Source organism: Chryseobacterium sp. CY350 (assembly GCF_027945075.1).
GTDB lineage: Bacteria > Bacteroidota > Bacteroidia > Flavobacteriales > Weeksellaceae > Chryseobacterium.
Genome location: NZ_CP116034.1, coordinates 760,837 through 781,520, shown reverse-complemented (window position 1 = coordinate 781,520; position 20,684 = coordinate 760,837). Strand labels below are relative to the sequence as shown.

20 protein-coding genes are annotated in these 20,684 nt (G+C 35.7%); 15 read left to right on the top strand and 5 right to left on the bottom strand.

The window, feature by feature from the left end; all coding sequences use genetic code 11:
- Positions 1–29: 29 nt before the first annotated feature.
- The 3 genes from PGH12_RS03555 (at position 30) to PGH12_RS03545 (ending at position 2,111) form a co-directional block, all read left to right on the top strand.
- Entirely contained in the window at positions 30–602 is a 573-nt protein-coding gene (locus tag PGH12_RS03555; protein WP_267599123.1) for a hypothetical protein, read from the top strand.
- A gap of 23 nt (positions 603–625) precedes the next feature.
- Positions 626–1,018: a 2-dehydro-3-deoxyphosphooctonate aldolase gene (locus PGH12_RS03550; RefSeq protein WP_267599122.1), complete on the top strand. Its 393-nt coding sequence runs from the start codon at positions 626–628 to the stop codon at positions 1,016–1,018.
- A gap of 97 nt (positions 1,019–1,115) precedes the next feature.
- A complete protein-coding gene (locus PGH12_RS03545) occupies positions 1,116–2,111 on the top strand; it encodes an SDR family NAD(P)-dependent oxidoreductase (RefSeq protein WP_267599121.1) in 996 nt (331 codons plus the stop codon).
- A gap of 107 nt (positions 2,112–2,218) precedes the next feature.
- On the opposite strand, the gene PGH12_RS03540 is transcribed toward PGH12_RS03545, so the two are convergent.
- Positions 2,219–2,932 (bottom strand): DUF6261 family protein, encoded by a 714-nt coding sequence (locus PGH12_RS03540; RefSeq protein WP_267599120.1) that lies wholly within the window; start codon positions 2,930–2,932, stop codon positions 2,219–2,221.
- 383 nt (positions 2,933–3,315) lie between these two features.
- On the opposite strand from PGH12_RS03540, the gene PGH12_RS03535 reads away from it, so the two are divergent.
- On the top strand, positions 3,316–4,977 hold the full coding sequence (locus PGH12_RS03535) for an SNIPE associated domain-containing protein (protein WP_267599119.1): 1,662 nt from the start codon (positions 3,316–3,318) through the stop codon (positions 4,975–4,977).
- A gap of 64 nt (positions 4,978–5,041) precedes the next feature.
- Here PGH12_RS03535 and PGH12_RS03530 read toward each other — a convergent pair whose 3' ends face one another.
- Entirely contained in the window at positions 5,042–6,523 is a 1,482-nt protein-coding gene (locus tag PGH12_RS03530) for a sugar MFS transporter (RefSeq protein WP_267599117.1), read from the bottom strand.
- Between the two features lie 193 nt (positions 6,524–6,716).
- Here PGH12_RS03530 and PGH12_RS03525 point away from each other — a divergent pair, with 193 nt between their 5' ends.
- Positions 6,717–7,466: an NUDIX hydrolase gene (locus tag PGH12_RS03525; RefSeq protein ID WP_267599115.1), complete on the top strand. Its 750-nt coding sequence runs from the start codon at positions 6,717–6,719 to the stop codon at positions 7,464–7,466.
- A 12-nt stretch (positions 7,467–7,478) separates the two neighbouring features.
- Here the strand turns inward: PGH12_RS03525 and PGH12_RS03520 are convergent, their stop codons facing one another.
- Positions 7,479–8,105, bottom strand: coding sequence for a chloramphenicol acetyltransferase (locus PGH12_RS03520; protein WP_267599114.1), 627 nt, complete (start codon positions 8,103–8,105; stop codon positions 7,479–7,481).
- Between the two features lie 48 nt (positions 8,106–8,153).
- The gene (locus PGH12_RS03515) at positions 8,154–8,501 is read right to left on the bottom strand and encodes a winged helix-turn-helix transcriptional regulator (protein ID WP_267599112.1); all 348 of its coding nucleotides are present in this window, start codon (positions 8,499–8,501) and stop codon (positions 8,154–8,156) included.
- A 134-nt stretch (positions 8,502–8,635) separates the two neighbouring features.
- Here PGH12_RS03515 and PGH12_RS03510 point away from each other — a divergent pair, with 134 nt between their 5' ends.
- The 9 genes from PGH12_RS03510 to pdeM all read left to right on the top strand — a co-directional run bounded on the left by PGH12_RS03510 (position 8,636) and on the right by pdeM (position 19,430).
- A complete protein-coding gene (locus tag PGH12_RS03510; RefSeq protein ID WP_267599111.1) occupies positions 8,636–9,697 on the top strand; it encodes an NADH:flavin oxidoreductase in 1,062 nt (353 codons plus the stop codon).
- A gap of 263 nt (positions 9,698–9,960) precedes the next feature.
- Positions 9,961–10,821: an NAD(P)-dependent oxidoreductase gene (locus PGH12_RS03505; protein ID WP_267599110.1), complete on the top strand. Its 861-nt coding sequence runs from the start codon at positions 9,961–9,963 to the stop codon at positions 10,819–10,821.
- Positions 10,822–10,879: 58 nt separating this feature from the next.
- Entirely contained in the window at positions 10,880–11,275 is a 396-nt protein-coding gene (locus PGH12_RS03500; protein WP_267599108.1) for a MauE/DoxX family redox-associated membrane protein, read from the top strand.
- 69 nt (positions 11,276–11,344) lie between these two features.
- A complete protein-coding gene (locus PGH12_RS03495; protein ID WP_267599107.1) occupies positions 11,345–11,932 on the top strand; it encodes a Crp/Fnr family transcriptional regulator in 588 nt (195 codons plus the stop codon).
- Positions 11,933–12,028: 96 nt separating this feature from the next.
- Positions 12,029–12,889, top strand: coding sequence for an SDR family oxidoreductase (locus PGH12_RS03490; RefSeq protein ID WP_267599106.1), 861 nt, complete (start codon positions 12,029–12,031; stop codon positions 12,887–12,889).
- Between the two features lie 393 nt (positions 12,890–13,282).
- Positions 13,283–14,311 (top strand): ligase-associated DNA damage response exonuclease, encoded by a 1,029-nt coding sequence (locus PGH12_RS03485; protein WP_267599103.1) that lies wholly within the window; start codon positions 13,283–13,285, stop codon positions 14,309–14,311.
- 226 nt (positions 14,312–14,537) lie between these two features.
- Positions 14,538–16,118 (top strand): ATP-dependent DNA ligase, encoded by a 1,581-nt coding sequence (locus PGH12_RS03480; RefSeq protein WP_267599102.1) that lies wholly within the window; start codon positions 14,538–14,540, stop codon positions 16,116–16,118.
- Positions 16,119–16,306: 188 nt separating this feature from the next.
- On the top strand, positions 16,307–18,763 hold the full coding sequence (locus tag PGH12_RS03475) for a ligase-associated DNA damage response DEXH box helicase (protein WP_267599101.1): 2,457 nt from the start codon (positions 16,307–16,309) through the stop codon (positions 18,761–18,763).
- 22 nt (positions 18,764–18,785) lie between these two features.
- Positions 18,786–19,430 (top strand): ligase-associated DNA damage response endonuclease PdeM, encoded by a 645-nt coding sequence (pdeM, locus tag PGH12_RS03470; protein WP_267599100.1) that lies wholly within the window; start codon positions 18,786–18,788, stop codon positions 19,428–19,430.
- Between the two features lie 3 nt (positions 19,431–19,433).
- Here the strand turns inward: pdeM and PGH12_RS03465 are convergent, their stop codons facing one another.
- Positions 19,434–19,736, bottom strand: coding sequence for a helix-turn-helix transcriptional regulator (locus PGH12_RS03465; RefSeq protein WP_267599099.1), 303 nt, complete (start codon positions 19,734–19,736; stop codon positions 19,434–19,436).
- A 344-nt stretch (positions 19,737–20,080) separates the two neighbouring features.
- Between PGH12_RS03465 and PGH12_RS03460 the strand changes: the two genes are divergently transcribed.
- The gene (locus PGH12_RS03460) at positions 20,081–20,674 is read left to right on the top strand and encodes a Crp/Fnr family transcriptional regulator (protein ID WP_267599098.1); all 594 of its coding nucleotides are present in this window, start codon (positions 20,081–20,083) and stop codon (positions 20,672–20,674) included.
- Positions 20,675–20,684: the final 10 nt, after the last annotated feature.

Here is a 20,684-nt window from a genome sequence, read left to right as displayed (position 1 = left end):
ATTTACAGAAACAAAGCAATTGTAGGAATTTGTCTTATCAGATTGAAAGATATAAAACCAAAGGCTTCGCAGACTTTTTGGGAGTAAATTCTGAGAATGGCGCTCACAGAATTGCTGTTGAATGGGATGAAAATGACGAAGTGAAGTCTGGTGTTTATATTCCAAGAAGAGATACATCTTTACTGCTAAATACTTTTGTTGGCGGAAGAATTTTTCCGGGGAAACATCATCTAGCAAAATTTAATGTTAAAGAAGGTGCTGGAAATTATCACGTAGATTTTTTTAGTTCAGACCGTACACAAATTTCTATTGATGCAACGGAAACGGATAATTTCAATGACAATTCAATCTTTGAAAACCTTGAAAATGCTTCTGGGTTTTTTGAAAAAGGAGATTTGGGATATTCGCCAAACAGAAATAATTTCGACGGACTGAGATTGAATGCATATGAGTGGAAAGTACAACCACTAAACGTTTCTGTAGTGAAGTCAAGCTTTTTTGAAGACGAAACTATATTTCCGAAAGGTTCTGTTAAATTTGACAATGCGCTGCTGATGCGAAACGTAGAACACGAATGGATCAATGAAAAAACCATATCATAAACCTTAAAACTAATTTACACACCATGAAAAAACTGCTTTTTATTCCACTGCTGTTATTCGCATTGTCATCATGCGGAACTGCAAATACTTCATCAAATAAAATTCTAGAATCCTCTAAAGATTCTACCTATGGCTTTACAGAAAAGAATCCCATAAAAGTCGGAGGCATTGGTAGCGGTCCTCATAATGAAAGAAATTATCTAAACTCACTTACCGGACCCAACGGTGAAAAAGTTTCTTATGAAAGACGTGGAAGCTGTTGCGAGTTTAAATCTCATAACAGTCCGTTTGGGATGGGATTGCTGGATAAATATGCAGTAACCTATGAGGGAAAAAACGACACTGTCACAGTTTATCTCAATATGTATGACAAAGCACAAACAATGGCTCCTTTAGGATTTAAAATCAATAAATGAAAAATTTAAATTTAAAATAAATCCTGATTCATATCTCTTTGGTGTAAAAATAGATAGCTTGTAAGTATCAAATCTATTGATATAAAATCATCAAAATATGAAATCAGAAAATAATTTAGAAAAAAGAAGTCTTCGAGGTAAAACTGTAGTCGTTACGGGCGGAAGCAGCGGAGTCGGAAGAGCTACTGTGGAAGCTTTTGCACTGGAAGGTTGCAATATCGTAATTGCGGCGCGCGGACAGGAAGCACTGGATGAAACATTAAATCTCTGCAACGAACTAGAAGTAAAAGCCATTGCCGTACCTACGGATGTTTCTAAAGCTGAAGAAGTGGATAATCTGGTTAAAAGAGCAATCTTAGAATTTGGACGAATAGATATTTGGGTAAATAACGCGGGAGTAATGGCAAGCGGTAAATTTGAAGAAATTCCTATGTCGCTTCACGAGCAGGTCATCAAAACCAACCTTTTCGGTTATATGCACGGAGCGTACAGCGTGCTTCCTGTTTTCAAAGAACAGAATGAAGGAATACTGATCAATAACGTATCTATCGGCGGTTTCATGCCTGCGCCTTACAGTGCGGTGTATTCTTCTACGAAATTCGGAATCCGTGGAATGATGGAATGTCTTCAGGGTGAAATTTCAGATTTTGCAGACATTCATATTGCTAATTTATATCCTCAAATACAGCGTTCCACGGGAAATTCGCATTCCGCAAAATATTCCGGGTTAGATTTTAAAGTTCCACCATTTGCGTCTGATCCACGAGACACAGCTTCTAAAATTGTACAGCTGGCGAAGCAGCCTCAAAAAGATCTTTTTCCCGATTTTACATCAAGAGCATTAGTCAATATTTACGGCATGTTCCCTAAAATGATCATCAACACAGCTTCCGCAGGAATGCGAATGATGATGAAGCTTAAAAATGGAGAACCCACATCTGGTAACGTTCTTCAGGCATCATCTGAACCTCATCAGATCTACGGAGAAACCTCTCTACCAGTTCCAAGTAAGAAAACTAAAATGGCAGTGGTAGCCGGAGTTACGTTAGGATTAGCGTATATGTTTTTCACTTCCAGAAGTTCTAAAAAATAACAAAGATCAATAAGATTAAGCACATTTAATTTTTAAATCATACAATAAACCCCGATCAAAAGTCGGGGTTTATTTTTTAGACAATTATTATGATTGATGCTTAATTATTAATCAACATGATTACTGTCGACTTTCTTCTCAGATAATTTAACTGAAGAATTTTTTGCTGCCTTTACCAACTCATTGATATCCGCATACAAAAGTTTCCACTCTGGGATGTCTTTCATTGCAGTGATGAGGTTGAGGAAAGACTTTAAAGATTTTTCTAAATCTCTGCGGATTGCGGATGCACTTTTCATCTGTCGAAGAGTTGAATTTGCATGAGCCTGTTCGGCAAATATTTGTTCAAAAGTTTCATGCTTAGATTTCATTTCACTAAAAGCAGAAAATGATGAAAGTGCGTTTAGTTTTTGAATATTCTCTTGTTTTTCTAAATCTTCGATAAGTTTTTTCATTTGAGCGGTCTGAGTTGAATAGCTCTCTTTATCCATATCTATCCCATAAAGTTTGAAAATCTGATATACATCTTCTGCAAACTGATAATGATTTACGGTGGTCATTTTTCGATAACCGTTTAGGAAATTTTTCAGCACTCTAAAGGCGTTGTCTCTCTGTCTGTCTGCTTCTGCAACATTAACGCCTTTACCGCTGTAGATCTGTTTAGTATAAACCTCATCATATTCTGAATACATGGTCTGCAATTCTGTAAGCAAAGGATGATTGCTGATGACAGCGAAATTTCCTGATTCCGAAGTATTGATACTTCTCTGACAAAGCGTAGCCAAATCTTTGGTACTCAATTTTGATAATGTAATTTTCATGCAAAGTGTGTTTTAATTGTTTTTAATTCATTAATTATAGATTTTAAATGTAAATAAATTATTGATTAGTTCCAAATTTTTTATGGGAAACAAAACAACTTTGTTTTTGGTCTCACACTAACTGTGGGAAACTTTCGCCAATTGTGTTTTGTTATAAAACAGTTGTTTTGAAACAAAAGTAAAAGTTGTTTGGTTACAAAACACTTGTTTTGTGACTTCCGGCAAAGTTGTGAGGTTTGAAAACGGGTGTTTTGGAAGTTTATATTCAGTGGAAATACGGTTGATTTTGACATTACTAAAGTTTATTTTTGAAATTACGGAAAACCTTAGTGAGTCCGAAAAATTTGTGTATATATTTATCAGAAACAAATAAACTAATCATCATGGGAACTATTTTAATTTTACTATTATCCATTCTTCTAATTTACCTCTACATTAAGTTTAAGAAATTAAAAAAAGAAGCTACAACAAAGGATGTGAAATTTAATGAATTAGAAGTACAAAACAATTTGCTTAAAAGTGAAATTCAAACTCTTAATGTCGCAAATCTAAATCTTCAGGCGACTAATCTTCAAATGAAAGATAAAATTGTAGAATTAAGTCAATATGAAAATATAATAAATGTAAAAGTTGAATGCGAATATCTTCTTAAAAAAGCTCAGAAAGATTATGAAAAACTGAGGGAACAGGGAAATCAAGTATTGATGGAAGCGCAAGAAAATGCTAAAGAGTCAAGAAAGAATATTAAAGAACTTACGGAAAAAAAACATCGAGAAATAGAATTATTGTATGAAAATGCGGTAAGAGAATCCAATCGGATTATTGAAAGCGCAGAAAACAAAGCTGAAGCAATCGGTGGTGACGCTTATAAGAGTTTGCGTGAAGCAAATGAAATTGCAGATAGAATTCAGGCAATGAAAAACGTGATTAAAGGCTACGGAAATGAATACCTGATTCCTAATTACACACTTTTAGATCAGCTTGCAGAAGATTTCAGCCATAAAGATGCTGGGGAGAATTTAAAAAAACTTCGTGTGAATAATAAGATGATGATTGTTAACAGACAAGCTGGAATTTGCGAGTATATGGATGTTGAAAGAAAAAAGACTGCAATAGATTTTGTTATTGATGCTTATAACGGTAAAGTTGATTCTATTCTTTCAACGGTAAGAAAAGATAATTACGGAATTTTAAAACAAAAAATTGACGATGCTTTTCAAATCGTAAATTTTAATGGGAAAGCTTTTAGAAATGCAAGAATATCTGAAATTTATCATCAGGCGAGATTGGAAGAACTGAAGTGGGCAGTTGTTGCACAAGAATTAAGGTCATTGGAGCTTGAAGAGCAAAGAGAAATCAGAGAACAGATACGCGAGGAAGAAAAGGCACGAAAAGAATTTGAAAAAGCAATGAAAGATGCTGAAAAAGAGGAGCAGACTTTAAAAAGATTAATTGAAAAGGCCGAAGCTCAAGTTTCCAGAGCAAATGAAGAACAGAAAGCGATTCTCCAACAGAAATTAGAGGAACTTCAAGAAAAACTAACAACAGCAGAAGACAAAAATCGTAGAGCAATTTCTATGGCACAACAAACTAAAACTGGTAATGTTTACATTATTTCAAATGTTGGTTCTTTTGGTGATGATATTTATAAAATTGGTATGACAAGACGTCTGGAACCTTTAGATAGGGTTCGTGAGCTTGGTGATGCAAGTGTTCCATTTGAATTTGATGTTCATGCAATGATTTATTGTGATGATGCACCGGCTTTGGAGAGACAACTTCACAGAAAATTTCTAAAAAATCAACTTAATAAAATTAATCCACGAAAAGAATTTTTTAAACTAGAACTTACTGATTTAAAAAATCATATTGAAAGACTTGGTATAAATTGTAAATGGACACTTCTGGCAGAAGCGAAGCAGTATCGAGAGACATTAAAGCTTGAAGAACAAATGAAAACAAATAGAGCAATTGAAGCTGATTGGGAGCGTTTTCAGGAAGTCGCTGATCCTGTAATATTTGATGAAATAATTGAAGAAGCTTAATTTTAATTATAAATCAAAAAAAACCTGCTCAAAAGCAGGTTTCATATTTTAAAATTCAGAAATATCAATGTCCTGATTTAGCATCAACATCCTGTTTTACATGACCTAAATATTTTGTGCAATAAGCGCCGAAAATCAGGATCACAAGATAACAGAATACCGGAATGATAAAGGAATGCTGTACTCCGAAAATATCTGCCAAATATCCCTGAAAAATTGGAACAATTGCTCCACCAAGGATGGCCATTACCACCAATGAAGAACCTTGGCTCGTGTATTTCCCTAAACCTGAAATGGCTAAAGTATAAATATTTGAGAACATAATAGAGTTGAAAATTCCGATGCCCAAAATGCTGTACATTGCCAGTTCGCCGTGATTCAGCATGGCAGAAATTAATAGCAGTACATTGATTCCTGCAAAGATAGATAGCGTTCTTGCCGGAGCAGATTTTCCTATAAAGAATGCAATAAAATTCAGTACGATAAATACTAAAAAGAAACTGATCTGCGAAAATGTAAGATCTACGATGCTGAAAATTACAAGAAAAACAGCAGTTGCAGCGCCAATCATATACAATACTTTTTTACCCTGACTGATCGATTGATTTAGTGAGATTGCTCCCAGAAAACGCCCGATCATTGCACCGCCCCAATAAAGCGAAAGGTAGTTTTTGCTTACTACTTCATTGAGATTCATCACCTGTGGCTGCTCTAGAAAGCTGATGATAAAACTTCCTACTGCAACTTCGCCACCTACATAACAGAACATGGCAAAGACACCAAATAAGAGATGCGAATACTGAAGTGCACCTAAACCAGTAACGGTTTCCTGCTCGTCTGTCTGAAATGATGGCAATTGAACTCTTGAAATTAATAATGCTACCAAAAGCAATATTCCTGCAAAAATCAGATATGGAATTCTCGTTGCTACTGCAGAAAAAGAGCCGTCATCGGCAGAGAAAAATTCAAAAATTAAATGTCCTCCCAAAACCGGTGCAATAGTAGTTCCGAATGCATTAAAAGCCTGGGTCATATTGAGCCGGCTGGATGCAGATTCTTCCGAACCCAAAAGCGAAACATAAGCGTTGGCAGTGATCTGTAAAACTGTAAATCCTAATCCGAGAACAAATAATGCTCCTAAAAACAATCCGTAAGAAGACAGTGTGGCTGCCGGATAGAAAAGCACACAGCCAAAAGCTGCAAGGAAAATTCCGAAAAGAATTCCTTTCTTGTATCCTACTTTATTAATGGGATCGCCACCGGTCATGGAGACCAGAAAGTAAATAAGCGAGCCGATAAAGTAAGCTCCAAAGAAACAAAACTGAACAAGCATCGATTCGAAAAAAGTGAGATTGAAAAGCTGTTTCAGATAAGGAATAAGAATATCATTCATACAGGTGATGAATCCCCACATAAAAAATAAAAGTGTAATGGTTATCAAAGGAACAGTATAATTCCTGTTGACAGATTTTACTTCATTATTGATCATAAACATTAAATTTAAAGAAACGATAAAGATAAATGCTTTTGGCGATAAAATCTCCATTTGAGACATTAAATTTTCTTAGTTTTATATACTTCTGGGTGTTACATTATATCTCGATTCCTAGAATTGCAGCCCGAAAAAACAACTGGAAATTTATTATTGCTTCATTTTGAACTATTTAGCGATTTTTTTTGTTTATAAAAATCTTAATATATTTAGGGTTAAATTTGTATCATCAGACATTCGAATATTTATGGATCCACAACAACAATTTTTACAAAAATCTGAGGAGGCTAAAGATTTATTTCTTCCACATTTATCAACTGATCCCGTAGTTTTTGGTTTTGATAAAAACGAGCTTAAAGTTCTTCTTCTTCAGATGACTTATCGCAAACAGTGGCTACTACCCGGAGGTTATGTAAAAAAAGATGAAGATATGGATGATGCTGCCAAAAGAGTCTTAAAAGAAAGAGCCGGAATTTCTGATGTTTATTTGGAGGAATTTGCAGTTTTTGGTAAAAATAAACGCAGCGAAAGATACTTCGAAGACTTTGATGACACATTATGGCACAAACAGCGTTTTGTTTCTATCGGATATTACGCGCTCTATAATCCCGACAATGCAAAGCTGATTGTTGATGAGTTCAGTGAAAAATGTGAATGGATTTATCTTAGTCAACTTTCGGAGATTGACCTCGCAATGGATCATCGTGAGATCATCGATAAAGCATTATTGACTTTAAGGGAAAGAATTTCTTATAAACCAATAGGATACAATCTTTTGCCGGAAAAATTTACGCTTTCTGAACTTCAGAAATTATATGAAACAATATTAGGAAAAGAACTCAATAGAGGAAATTTTTACAGAAAAATTAAGAATTTGGAAATTCTTACGAAGCTTGATGAGCAACGTCGCGGCGGTGCTCACAAATCTCCTGATCTTTATACTTTTAATGAAATAAATTATAAAAAAGCTCTGGAAAACGGTCTGAATAACTGGTAACTAATTTTTTTTTTAACGATCGAGCTGTTTTTGAAATTCCTCAAGATACTTTGAAAGATGAAGTCCGTCTGCTAAACCATGATGTGCTTCAACAGAAATCGGAAGATATTTTTTACCGTCTTTCACATTAAATTTACCAAAGGCTATCTTGGGAATGCATTCTTTGGGATCAAAGTTTGTCGGATGCAATAATGCACTGAAAGAATTCCAAGGAATGGTGGTGTGTCTTATATGATTGATCGGTAAAACATCGTTGCTGATCCCTAAACCGACAGAATTTTGTACGGTTTTGATCTGGTTCTGCAATCTTTCATTAAATACGTCAAAGTCTGCTGAATAATGGAAAAACGAGAATCCGAAAGTGCCATCATCTCTACCTATCGTACTTCCCACGTGCACCTCGTCAAAAAGAATTACTTCATCATCTACTATTCGCATTTTAAGTTCATCAACGGTATTTATTGCAACCATCGATTTGTACATGTAAGAAGCAAAAAAAGAATAATTATTGTTCTTTGCTTTTTCATAAGCCAGCGTACAATCTACTTCTGTGGTAAGACCAAAATATGGACTAGCCATTTTTGAGAAAAATTCGAAATGTTCTTTTCGCTTCCAGTTTTCGATATCGATTACTTTCATTAAATACTGATAATATGGAGAATTAATCCTTAAATTTTTATAATTGATTTAAACCTGAACTTCTGATCTTTTATCCGTTTTTTCAAATTCACGTTCCCACTCTTCAAGTAAATTTAGAATCGGTAACAGTGCAATACCTTTTTCTGTGAGATGATATTCTACTCTTGGCGGAAGCTCTTTAAATTCCTGACGTATTACGAGATGATCTTCCTCCATCTCTCTCAGCTGATCGGTAAGAACCTTTCTGGAAATCACTGAAATTCGTGCCGCAATTTCTCCAAACCTCAATGTACGGTCTTTAATGACCAATACAATAATAGGTTTCCATTTACTGCCTAAAGCCGACATTGCTTTACCGAGAGGGCAGCTGCAATGTTTAATTTTTTCCTGTCTCATGGTTGGTTACTATTTTGTTACTATTGTGAGTTACCACAAAGTTACCTGTTTTTTTTAATTTAAAGATACAAAAGTGAACTATTATTAGTTACTTTGTGTAACAATTAATAAATCTTAAAATTAAATATTTTTAAATGAGTATAGAAAAATTATTTACGCAATTTACGTATAAAAATCTTACATTAAAAAACCGCCTTGTGATGGCGCCAATGACCAGAGCTCAGTCTGACAATGGTGTACCTACGAAACAAATTGAAGAATATTATGCAAGACGTGCTGCCGCAAACGTAGGATTAATTTTATCTGAAGGAACGGTAATAAAAAGACCTGCATCGAAAAACATGCAAAACATACCTGATTTTTACGGTACGGAGGCTTTGAACGGCTGGAAAAATGTAATCGATGCCGTACACAAAAACGGAGGTAAAATGGGTCCGCAAATTTGGCATGTTGGTGATACAAGAAGTTCTGCAGACTATCCAATTGGTGAGATGGAGAAAGCTTCAACGATGACTTTGGAAGATATTCAGGATACGATTGCACAATTTGCGGCTTCGGCAAAATCTGCTAAAGATTTAGGATTTGATGTATTGGAAATTCATGGCGCACACGGTTATCTGATTGATCAGTTTTTCTGGGAAGTTACCAATACCAGAACAGATGAATACGGAGGTAAAACGTTGAAAGAAAGAAGCAAATTTGCCATTGATGTCATTAAAGCAATGAGAGCTGCGGTTGGCGAAGATTTTACAATTATTATACGACTTTCTCAATGGAAACAGCAGGATTATAAAGCAAGATTGGCTACGACTCCAATGGAAATGGAAGAATGGCTTTTGCCAATGAAAGAAGCCGGAGTTGATATTTTCCATTGTTCACAACGTCGCTTTTGGGAACCGGAATTTGAAGATTCAGATCTTAATTTCGCAGGTTGGGCAAAGAAAATAACCGGCCAGCCAACTATCACGGTAGGATCTGTAGGTTTAAAAGGTGATTTCATGAGCGCGTTTGCAGGTGAAGGAAGTGAAAAAAGTGATCTTTCCGAATTGACTCGACGTCTTGATCGTCAGGATTTTGATCTCGTTGCAGTAGGTAGGGCTTTGCTGACTGATCCTGAGTGGGTACAAAAAATAAAGGAAGGCAGAAATGAAGAAATTGCAGATTTTTCTGCAGAAAGTCTGGCAGTACTTTACTAAGTGATTTACAAAAAGAGAGAAGCAGTTTCAAATCGAAACTGCTTTTTTTATGCCTTTAGTTCTTACCAGAGTCAAATTATTAGTTATAAAACTTTCAGAGCATATTTTTTTTGATTTAAAAAGATAATTTAATATTTCAAACATTTCTTGGTAGCTTTTTTGATGAGTTTAAGCCTTTAGACTGGAGAGTCGTTTAAAAAAGAAAAGTGAACAGTACTAAAATAGCAACAAAATCTTAAATTATTAAGTTGATGGAAATAAAAATGAATACAGAAAAAGTAGGTTTTATCGGTTTGGGAAACATGGGACATCCGATGGCAAAAAATCTTGAAAAAGCAGGATTCCCGTTAATCGTTTACAACAGGAATTCATCAAAAACAGAAGATTTCAAAATAAAATCGAAAGTAGCTTCTAATGTGAAAGAGCTGGTTAAAGAAAGTGATATTATTTTTACGATGTTGACCAATGACGAAGCAGTAAAAGATGTCTTTATGCAGATCTTAGAATTAAATATCGCAGATAAACTTTTTATCGACATGAGTACAATTTCACCCGAAGAAAGCACAAAAATTGCTGATGCCGTTAAAATTAAAGAAGCCTCATTCCTTGACGCTCCGGTTGCGGGAAGCACAAAACCTGCCGAAGAAGGAACGTTAATATTTATGGTTGGTGGCGAAGATAAAGATGTAGAAAAAGCAGCTCCTTATTTAGAAAAGCTCGGAAAGGAGATCAAACATTTAGGCAAAAACGGAAAAGGTCTGGCCGCAAAACTATCGGTCAACTATTTTATTTCGGCACTATATCAAGGTTTAGCAGAGACAATATTACTCTCCGACAAGTTGGGAATCAATAGAAAAGACATGCTTGAAATTATCAACGAAAGTGCCAGCGGAAGCGGTGCGACCAAAGTTAAAACTCCACTGTTGATAGAAGATGATTACAAACCTGCATTTTCTTTAGATTTAATGCTAAAAGATATTCTTTTGGCGAAAAACGCTGGTGCAGATTTTCCTTTGTCTCATACTTTATTAGAAACCTATCAATCTGCTCAAAACGATGGTTTCGGTAAAGATGACGTAATTGGGATCATTAATTACTTAAAGAAGAACCGAGGTCAGAATTAAATATTTAAACTCAAGAAAAAAACTTTCATTAAAATTAACCAATACCAAAAATAACTCTATGAAAGAATTCAAAACCTTATTCTTTTTCCTAAGACTGCCGATCTCTATTTCGCTGGTCGGACACGGATTGGTAAGAATTCCGAAACTCCAGACTTTCACCGAAGGAATGGTGAAATCTATGGAAAAGTCAGCAATTCCTGAAGTTTTGATTACTCCGTTTGGATATATTTTACCTTTTTTGGAAGCTATTGTAGGAATTGCTCTGTTGATTGGTTTTAAACCTAAATTAACAATTTATGCAGCGATTTCTCTGATGACAATTTTGATTTTCGGAAGCAGTTCGGTCGAAAACTGGACCGCCATTGAAGCACAACTACTCCACTGCTTATACCTTTTTGTGCTGTTATGGTTTTACGTAAAAAATAGTCGTGAAGAAAATCAACCATTGGTTTAAGGAAGAAATCAACATAGGAGATCAGCGTATATGATTTGAAATATTAATTTACATTATATTATCTAAAAAATGTTTGACGTTCTCATTTCACATATTCAGAATAAAGTTCATTTGACCGAACAAGAAAAAAGTGAGCTACAAACTTTTTTTTCGGTTAAAAAATTAAAAAGAAAACAGTTTTTGCTACAGGAAGGAAATATATGTACACATCTTTCTTTCGTAAGCAAAGGATTGTTGAAATCTTATTTTGTTGATGAAAAAGGTGGTGAAAACATCAATATGTTTGCCTTTGAAGGCTGGTGGATTTCAGATTTTAAAAGTTTTATCAGTCAGGACAAAGCATTGCTGAATATTAGTGCCGTTGAAGAAACAGAATTGCTGACAATCAGTCTTGATGACTACGATAAATTAATGCTGAAAATTCCGATGATGGATCGTTACTTCAGGATTCTGTATCAGAACAGTTTGGTAACGAAAGATTATCGTTTAATCGCTTCAAACAGCTATACCGCTGAAGAGAAATATCTTGAATTTTCTAAGAAAAATCCCGAAGTGATCAGAAGAATTCCACACAATTTGATTGCTTCATTTTTAGGTTTAGCTCCGGAAACTGTCAGCAGAATTCGTAAAAAAAATCTATCAAAAGACTCTATTTAATTTAAACTTAACTATAGACTATTAACCAAAACTCATGATCCAGATCAAGTGTTTTCGATAGGAACAGCCATAGCTTTGTAGAAGAAATTTTACAAAATGAAAAACAATAAAAATATTGCATTAGTCGTCGGGGCCACCGGAATTACGGGAAATAATCTTGCCAACGAACTTCTATCTCAAGACTGGACAACGTACGGACTTTCCAGAAATATCAACAACAATATCAAAGGATTAATTTCCATTAAAGCGGATCTTTTGGATATCAAAAGTTTAGAAATTGCTTTAGAAAATATCGCTCCCACTCATATTTTTTTTACAACATGGATGCGAAACGACACCGAAGAAGAAAACATCCGTGTCAACAGTGCTTTGGTGCGAAATCTTTTAAATGTTTTATCTCCAAAAAAATCGGTGAAGCATGTTGCTTTGGTTACCGGATTGAAACATTATCTCGGACCATTTGAAGCTTATGCAAAAGAAGGAAAACTTCCCGAAACTCCTCTTAGAGAAGAGCAACCTAGACTTCCTTTACCCAATTTTTACTATGCTCAGGAAGATGAGGTGTATGCTGCTTCTGAAAAAGATGGTTTTAGTTGGAGTATTCACAGACCACATACAGTCATTGGTTATGCCGTGGGAAATGCAATGAATTTGGGAACGACCTTGGCAGTATACGCAAGCATCTGTAAAGAGGAAGGACGAAAATTTATATGGCCCGGCTCATCCGCACAATGGAACGGAATTTCTGATGTGACAGATGCAAGAATTTTGGCTAAACAACTGGTTTGGGCAGCAACCACTGAAGAAGCAAAAAATACAGCTTTCAATATTACAAACGGAGATATTTTCCGATGGAAGTGGTTATGGTACAGATTGGCAGAGTATTTTGGTGTAGAAGTAGTTGGTTTTGAAAATGAAATCAGACCTCTAGAAAAAGAAATGCGTAATGACCAATAAATCTGGAGTGAAATTGTACAGAAATATCATTTAAAAGAGGAAAATATTGAAAGATTATCTTCCCCTTGGCATACAGATCTGGATTTGGGAAGGCCGCTGGAAGTGATGACGGATATGACTAACAGCAGAAAAGCGGGATTTAAAGAATTCCAAAATACCGAAGATTCTTTCTTTGAATTATTTAAAAAATTGAAACAGGAAAATATTATTCCTTAAAAATTTGCGTAAGGGTTGTTTTTAAACAGCTCTTTTTTTGTTAGCAGAATATTCATTATCACATTTTAAGGGAAATTCCAAAATAAATGAAGTTGGAATGAATTTGCAGAAACATATTTAAAAATAGTAATTTGGTTAGGTTTTTGAATATTCAGAAACACACTAATCATTACACTATTGAAACTCATTACATTCACAAATAAAGGTATTTACTGTCCGCAAGGCAAATTTTACATTGACCCTTGGCGACCTGTAGATTATGCGGTCATCACTCACGGGCACGCTGATCACGCACGTTGGGGAATGAAAAAATACCTTTGCCATCACTTCACCAAACCTATTTTAAAGAAAAGAATTGCCGAGGATATAGAGTGTCAGACTTTGCAGTATGGTGAAGTTTTAGACATAAATGGGGTAAAACTTTCCATGCATCCTGCTGGTCATATTATTGGTTCGGCTCAGATTCGGCTCGAATATAAAGGATATGTGAGTGTGATTTCAGGTGATTATAAAGTTCAGGATGATGGGCTGAGCACGCCTTTTGAGGTGGTAAAATGTAATGAATTTGTGACTGAAAGTACTTTCGGGCTTCCTATTTACAACTGGTTGGAAGTGGATGATCTGAATAAAAAAATGCAGAGCTGGGTTTTACGGAATCAGGAAAACCAGAAGACTTCAGTTTTCATCGGATATTCTTTGGGCAAGGCACAGCGCATAATGAAAGCCGTGGAAGGAATGGGAAAAATCCACGTTCACTACTCTATCGGAAAACTGAATCAGGCTTTTGAAGAGGTTGGAATCATCCTTCCGGATTATGAAGTTCCGGATTTCAGAGAAAGTATTAAACAAGTTGCGGGCGATATTGTGATCGTTCCGCCGGCTTTATTGGATAGCAATGTGATTAAGAAAATTCCGGATGCCGCCACAGCGATTTGTTCCGGTTGGATGCAGGTCCGTGGTGCTAGAAGATGGCGAAGTATGGACGCAGGTTTTCCAATGAGCGATCACGCCGACTGGAAAGGTTTGTTACAAGCCATCAAAGCTACAGAAGCGGAGATCGTTCACGTTACACACGGACAAACCGAAGTTTTTTCGAAATATTTAAATGAAATTGGAATTAAATCTGATGTGGTGGAAACTTTGTATGGTGATGATGATGAAGAGGTCGTAGAAAAGGAAGCTGTATCAGATGAAAAAGACAATTAATTAAAAATAAATCATCAAGTAATTAGCAACCTGTTTATTTTAACACGCATATCGCCCCCGGCCCGACTTAAGTGGAAATCCTTTTTTTGCATAAACTCACATTGATTATATCTGAAACATCCTGCAAAAAAAGATTGGGAACGGAAGGCATAAGTGAGATGAAGCCAAGCTTAATCAAAATTTACGAACGAAGTTCAAAGTTGCCCAAGTAATACAAAAGATTAGAATGAAAAATTTCGCAGAACTTATCAACGCCCTCGAGAGCACCAATAAAACCAATGCTAAAATCGATGCCATCATCGATTATCTTGAGCGTGCGCCGGATGATGATAAATTGTGGTTTATCGCCCTGTTTACGGGGAAAAGACCCAAGCGAAATGTGAACACCAACTATATGAAAGAATGGGCGTTGGAGATTATTCAGCTGCCTTTTTGGCTGTTTCAGGAAAGCTATTCTTCGGTCGGTGATTTGGGTGAAACCATATCGTTGATTCTTCCTCCGCCAACAGAAAAAATAGAAAAAACACTGTCTGAATGGATGACAGAAATTATTGGTTTAAAAACAAAAACTGAAGCCGAGAAAAAAGAATTTGTTCTCAACTCATGGAACGGTCTGGATTATACTGAACGGTTGATTTTCAACAAATTACTTGGTGGAAGTTTCAGAATTGGGGTTTCATCGAAAACTTTGATTAATTCCCTTACAAAATTTTCCGGACAGGAAGCAAGTACATTGATGCACAGTTTGATGGGGAAATGGCAACCTGATGAAGTTTCGTTTCAGGAACTGATTTCTGCTGAAAATATCAATCCCGATAACTCAAAACCCTACCCTTTTTGTTTGGCTTATCCGCTTGAAAAAGAGCTGGAAGATTTGGGGAAACCTGAAGAATGGCTCATCGAATACAAATGGGACGGAATCCGTGGACAAATCATCAGAAGGAATGACGAAGTTTTTATCTGGTCGCGCGGCGAAGAACTGGTAACCGAACAGTTTCCCGAAATTGACGAGACCGTAAAAGCGATGAAAGGCAACTTTGTGATAGATGGAGAAATACTTGCGGTAAAGGATGGTAACGTTTTAAATTTTAACGAATTACAAAAACGGTTAAACCGTAAAACTTTAACTAAAAAGATGCTCGCTGAAATTCCGATTGAAGTTTTTGCGTATGACATTCTTGAACTGGAAGGAACTGATTTAAGGGAAAAACCGATCTCAGCCCGAAGAGCAATGCTGCAGGAATTATTGTTAAATGAAACTCCAGAAAACATAAAAATTTCTCAGTCCATTGAATTTAACGATTGGAGCAAATTAAATTTAATCAGAGAAAATTCAAGGGAAATCAACAGTGAAGGTTTGATGCTGAAACAGAAAAATTCTCACTACCATTCTGGACGAAAAAAAGGCGACTGGTGGAAATGGAAAATCAGTCCGTTAACGATTGATGCAGTTTTAATTTACGCCCAAAAAGGAAGCGGACGACGAAGCGCCTACTACACCGACTACAGTTTTGCCGTAAAAAGCGGCGATAAATTGGTCACCATTGCCAAAGCCTACTCCGGATTGACCGATAAAGAAATAATGGAAGTCAGCAAATTTGTGAATAAAAATGCGATTGAAAAATTCGGTCCAGTCCGAACTGTGAAAGCTGAATTGGTTTTCGAGATTGCATTTGAAGGAATTGGATTCAGCAACCGTCACAAAAGCGGTGTTGCACTGCGCTTTCCAAGGATTTTAAGATGGCGGAAAGATAAAACCGTGAACGATATTGATAATATTGAAGAGATTAAAAAACTGATACAGTAAATTTCTAAACGCATTGTTCGAAAGACTTTTTGTTACATTTTTAAACGTTTTCGTTCACAAGGGTACTTCATTCAGAAAATGACAGTAGCATTTCTTGGCTAAGTGAAACGCCTTTACGAACGAAAATATGCACGATAAAGTCAAAAAATCTTTGCGCTCTTTGCGTTTAAATATATAATTAAAAGAATTTGAGCAACTACGAAAATACCGAAGGCTTTAAAATCATTCAAAACTGGATGATGGAAAAAGGCAATTCTCCATTTAAATTTCAGGTCGACACCTGGAAGAAATTTGGCAGTGGCTACAGCGGAATGGTTGTGGCGCCGACGGGTTTTGGGAAAACTTTTTCGGTATTTTTAGCTTTGGTTTCAGATTTTCTGACGAATCCCGATAAATATAAGAAAGGGCTGAAAATGATTTGGATAACGCCACTTCGTTCCCTTTCAAAAGATATCGCCAAAGCAATGCAGGAAGCGATCGACGAGATTGGGTTAGATTGGTCTGTTGGCGTAAGAAATGGTGACACGGACCCGAAAGTCCGGCAACAGCAGGTAAAAAATATGCCTGAAATTCTGGTGGTTACTCCCGAAAGTCTCCACTTACTTTTAGCTCAGAAAAATCATCAGCGATTTTTTAGCGATATGCATTGCGTTGCGGTGGATGAATGGCACGAATTGCTGGGTTCGAAACGTGGCGTGATGGTTGAATTGGGAATTTCGCAGCTCTTTCATTATGTTCCGAAACTTAAAATCTGGGGAATTACGGCAACAATCGGAAACCTCGATGAAGCGCAGGATGTTCTGATTCCGTATGACATCAAGAAAACAAAGATTACTGCTAAAGAACTCAAGAAAATTGATATTATTTCTGTTTTTCCGGATGAAGTTGAACTTTTGCCTTGGGCAGGACATCTCGGACAAAAACTGGCTGATAAAGTGGTTCCGATTATTTTGGAATCAAAATCAACGATTGTTTTTACAAATACCCGAAGTCAGAGCGAAATGTGGTATCAGCTTTTGCTGAATGCATATCCTGATTTTGCCGGACAAATCGCCATTCATCACAGTTCGATTGATGCGCATCTGCGAATCTGGATTGAAGAAAATTTAAGTTCAGGAAAACTGAAAGCCGTTGTTTCCACATCATCTTTAGATTTGGGAATTGACTTTAAACCTGTTGATACCGTTATTCAAATTGGTTCTGCAAAAGGTGTCGCGAGATTTTTGCAACGTGCAGGACGAAGCGGCCACTCCCCTTTTGAGACCTCAAAAATTTTCTGTGTTCCTACGCATTCTCTGGAACTCATTGAAGTTGCCGCTTTAAAAGAAGCCGTGAAACAAAAAATCATCGAGCCACGCGAACCGGTGGTTTTGTGTTTCGATGTTTTGGTTCAGTTTCTGATGACTTTGGCGGTTGGTGATGGATTTTCACCTAACGAAGTTTATGAGAGAATAAAAAAAGTCTATACGTTTCAGGAAATAAGAGATGAGGAATGGAAGTCGATGATTGATTTTCTCACGATTGGCGGAAGTGCCTTGAAAAGCTATGAAGAATATCACAAAGTTGTCGTGATGGAAGACGGTCTGCATAAAGTGACTTCCAGAAAAATTGCAATGCTACACCGAATGAATATGGGCGCAATTGTGAGTGATGCAATGCTAAAAGTGAAATTTATTTCCGGCGGTTATATTGGAATGGTTGAGGAATATTTTATTTCAAGATTGAAGAAAGAAGAGAAATTTATTCTGGCGGGGAGGGTTCTGGAAGTGGCGACGATAAAAGATATGACCGTTTTCGTCCGGGCTTCAAAAGGGAAAGCGCAGGCTCCAAGTTATTTGGGCGGACGATTGCCGTTAAGTTCTAATCTGGGTCATTTTTTAAGAGAAAAATTATCTGGAGCATTAAATCCGAAAGCTTCTGAAAAGGAATTGAAATTTCTGCATCCACTTTTGGCGAATCAGGAAAAGCGTTCGCATATTCCGAGAGAAGATGAATTTTTGGTTGAATTGATTAAAAACCGCGAAGGCTATCATTTATTTATGTACCCTTTTGAAGGGCGTTTGGTGCACGAAGTGATGGCGGCTTTGATTGCTTACCGGATTTCAAAACTGGCTCCGATTTCATTTTCAATGGCAATGAATGATTATGGTTTTGAATTATTCAGCGACAAAGAAATCCCGCTGAATGAGGATAATTTAGCTAAAATTCTGACGAGAGATAATCTGATGGTGGATGTTATTTCGAGTATTAATTCGGCAGAAATGGCAAGAAGAAAATTCAGAGATATTGCAGTGATTTCCGGAATGGTTGTGCAGAATTTTCCCGGACAGCAGCGTTCGAATAAGGCTTTGCAAAGTTCGGCAGGATTGATTTTTAAAGTTCTGGAAGATTACGACCCAAATCATTTTCTCGTAAGACAGGCTTATACAGAAGTTTTTAATATGCAGCTGCAGGAACAGCGTTTGGTTGAAGCTTTTAAAAGAATTGAAAAATCGAAGTTTATTTTAAAATATTCTAATAAATTTACACCATTAAGTTTCCCGATTAAAGTTGACAGCTTAAGACAAACGTTGACGAGTGAGAATCTTGATGCGAGAATTCAGAAACTCATTAAACAATCCGGAAGAAATATTAAAGACGATTAAATTTTCGTCTTCAAAATGCAGTATGAACATAGCCATAAAAGATATAACAATTCAAAACCAAATTTTTACTTTAATAAATCAAAGAGCTTTGTACTGGGGAAAAGAAAAAGCATTAATTTTTTCAGATTTGCACATTGGTAAAACCGCTCATTTCCGTAAAAACGGAATTGCTTTGGCCAATCATATTATGAAAAATGATCTGGAGCGTCTTTCTATATTAATTGAATATTTTAAACCTGAAAAATTTATCATCGTCGGTGATCTTCTTCACGCAGGAAATAATTCTGAAGTCGACGAATTTTGTGAGTGGAAAAAGCAATATTCAGACATCAAATTCTGTCTGGTAGAAGGCAATCACGATCGTATTTCAAAAACTCTGGAAAGAAAATTGTGTTTAGACTTTCGGGAAAAATCATTAGAAATTGATGATATTTCATTTGTTCACGACTTTGACCGTTCGAATCCGAAGTTTCAGATTACCGGGCATATTCATCCCGGTTTTGTGATCAATTCTCTCGTGAAAAAAATAAAATTGCCTTGTTTTGCTCAGACTTCAAAGCAATTATTATTGCCGGCTTTTAGTGAGTTTACAGGTTTAGACACAAAAAATATTCCTAAGAAAGGAACATATTTCGTGTTTACGGATTCTGAAATTTATGAGATTTGAGCTTTAAAAATTTTCATCAAACCATTTATAAATATCTACCGATGATGCAATATTAAGCTTTTTTCTGATTCTGTTCTTCCTGTTTTGCACTGCTTTCGGAGTAACATACGTGTAGGTGGCGATTTCTTTTGTACTTAAATTTAGTTTAAGATAGATACAGAAAATAAGTTCAGAGTTTTGTAGATTTGGCTGAATGGCCTCAAGTTTCTCAAAAAAATCAGGATACAAACTTTTAAATTTACTCAAAAGACGGGGTGAATTATCCTTCGCCAATCTTAAAATTTCATCTTCTGCTAAATTTTTCATAAAATATTCTCTACTAAATTTATTTTCATTTAAATTCTGAAACCAACTGATCAAAATGCAAGAATTGCCTATGCTTTCTAAATTTTTAAGATCTTATTTACAGGTAAGAATCGAAATGATTATTCAAATATATTAGATTTTGTACCAGACTTTTTATGATCGAAATCACGATGGAATGTTTTTGTTGTTGACATTTCTGAAATCTTGTGGTATATATGTGGTACCACATTGATTAATTTTTAATAAAAATTCTATTTTCTTTACATTCTCATTAAAATAAAACTCATATAGGTTGATATGCTTGGTTATAACACCTTTATTAATATTTTTACTCAATTGACTCTATGATTTTTGAAGACCTACTAATATCTTATGGTGCAGATTACAAAAAATACAGAACTAATGATATAATATTTGCTGAAGGTGAAAATCCTTCCTTTTACTATCAGATTTTAGATGGAAAAGTAAAGATTAACAATTACAACGATCAGGGGAAAGAGTTTATTCAGAGAATTTTATCTGTAGGTGAAATAATAGTCGTTACTGCTCTTTTTATAGACAGGCCATATCCGATGAATGCGGTCGTCATAGAAGATTGTAAAGTGATACGATTGCCGAAACAGAATTTTTTCAATCTTCTAAGTCGGAGACCTGAATTTTACACTAAGTTTTTAAAATATATTTCAGAAAGCATGTATTATAAACATATTATGATGCAGACATTGTCTTTTCAGAAACCTGAAAACAGATTAAAAACGCTTATGAATTATCTTAAAGAAAAGCAGGAAGAGCAATCACCATTTTCTTTTCAGGTACCATATACCAGACAGCAATTGGCATCACTCACAGGATTAAGTGTAGAAACAGTAATTCGGGTGACAAAACTTATGGAAAAAAATGATGATCTTAAAATAAAAAACAGGAAGATATTCTATTAATAAAATATCT

Bases quoted from the DNA above. Each gene is read 5' to 3' on its own strand.
- PGH12_RS03550 (WP_267599122.1), top strand. From the start codon at position 626: ATGAAAAAACTGCTTTTTATTCCACTGCTGTTATTCGCATTGTCATCA.
- PGH12_RS03545 (WP_267599121.1), top strand. From the start codon at position 1,116: ATGAAATCAGAAAATAATTTAGAAAAAAGAAGTCTTCGAGGTAAAACT.
- PGH12_RS03540 (WP_267599120.1), bottom strand. From the start codon at position 2,932: ATGAAAATTACATTATCAAAATTGAGTACCAAAGATTTGGCTACGCTT.
- PGH12_RS03535 (WP_267599119.1), top strand. From the start codon at position 3,316: ATGGGAACTATTTTAATTTTACTATTATCCATTCTTCTAATTTACCTC.
- PGH12_RS03530 (WP_267599117.1), bottom strand. From the start codon at position 6,523: ATGGAGATTTTATCGCCAAAAGCATTTATCTTTATCGTTTCTTTAAAT.
- PGH12_RS03525 (WP_267599115.1), top strand. From the start codon at position 6,717: ATGGATCCACAACAACAATTTTTACAAAAATCTGAGGAGGCTAAAGAT.
- PGH12_RS03520 (WP_267599114.1), bottom strand. From the start codon at position 8,105: ATGAAAGTAATCGATATCGAAAACTGGAAGCGAAAAGAACATTTCGAA.
- PGH12_RS03515 (WP_267599112.1), bottom strand. From the start codon at position 8,501: ATGAGACAGGAAAAAATTAAACATTGCAGCTGCCCTCTCGGTAAAGCA.
- PGH12_RS03510 (WP_267599111.1), top strand. From the start codon at position 8,636: ATGAGTATAGAAAAATTATTTACGCAATTTACGTATAAAAATCTTACA.
- PGH12_RS03505 (WP_267599110.1), top strand. From the start codon at position 9,961: ATGAATACAGAAAAAGTAGGTTTTATCGGTTTGGGAAACATGGGACAT.
- PGH12_RS03500 (WP_267599108.1), top strand. From the start codon at position 10,880: ATGAAAGAATTCAAAACCTTATTCTTTTTCCTAAGACTGCCGATCTCT.
- PGH12_RS03495 (WP_267599107.1), top strand. From the start codon at position 11,345: ATGTTTGACGTTCTCATTTCACATATTCAGAATAAAGTTCATTTGACC.
- PGH12_RS03490 (WP_267599106.1), top strand. From the start codon at position 12,029: ATGAAAAACAATAAAAATATTGCATTAGTCGTCGGGGCCACCGGAATT.
- PGH12_RS03480 (WP_267599102.1), top strand. From the start codon at position 14,538: ATGAAAAATTTCGCAGAACTTATCAACGCCCTCGAGAGCACCAATAAA.
- pdeM (WP_267599100.1), top strand. From the start codon at position 18,786: ATGAACATAGCCATAAAAGATATAACAATTCAAAACCAAATTTTTACT.
- PGH12_RS03465 (WP_267599099.1), bottom strand. From the start codon at position 19,736: ATGAAAAATTTAGCAGAAGATGAAATTTTAAGATTGGCGAAGGATAAT.
- PGH12_RS03460 (WP_267599098.1), top strand. From the start codon at position 20,081: ATGATTTTTGAAGACCTACTAATATCTTATGGTGCAGATTACAAAAAA.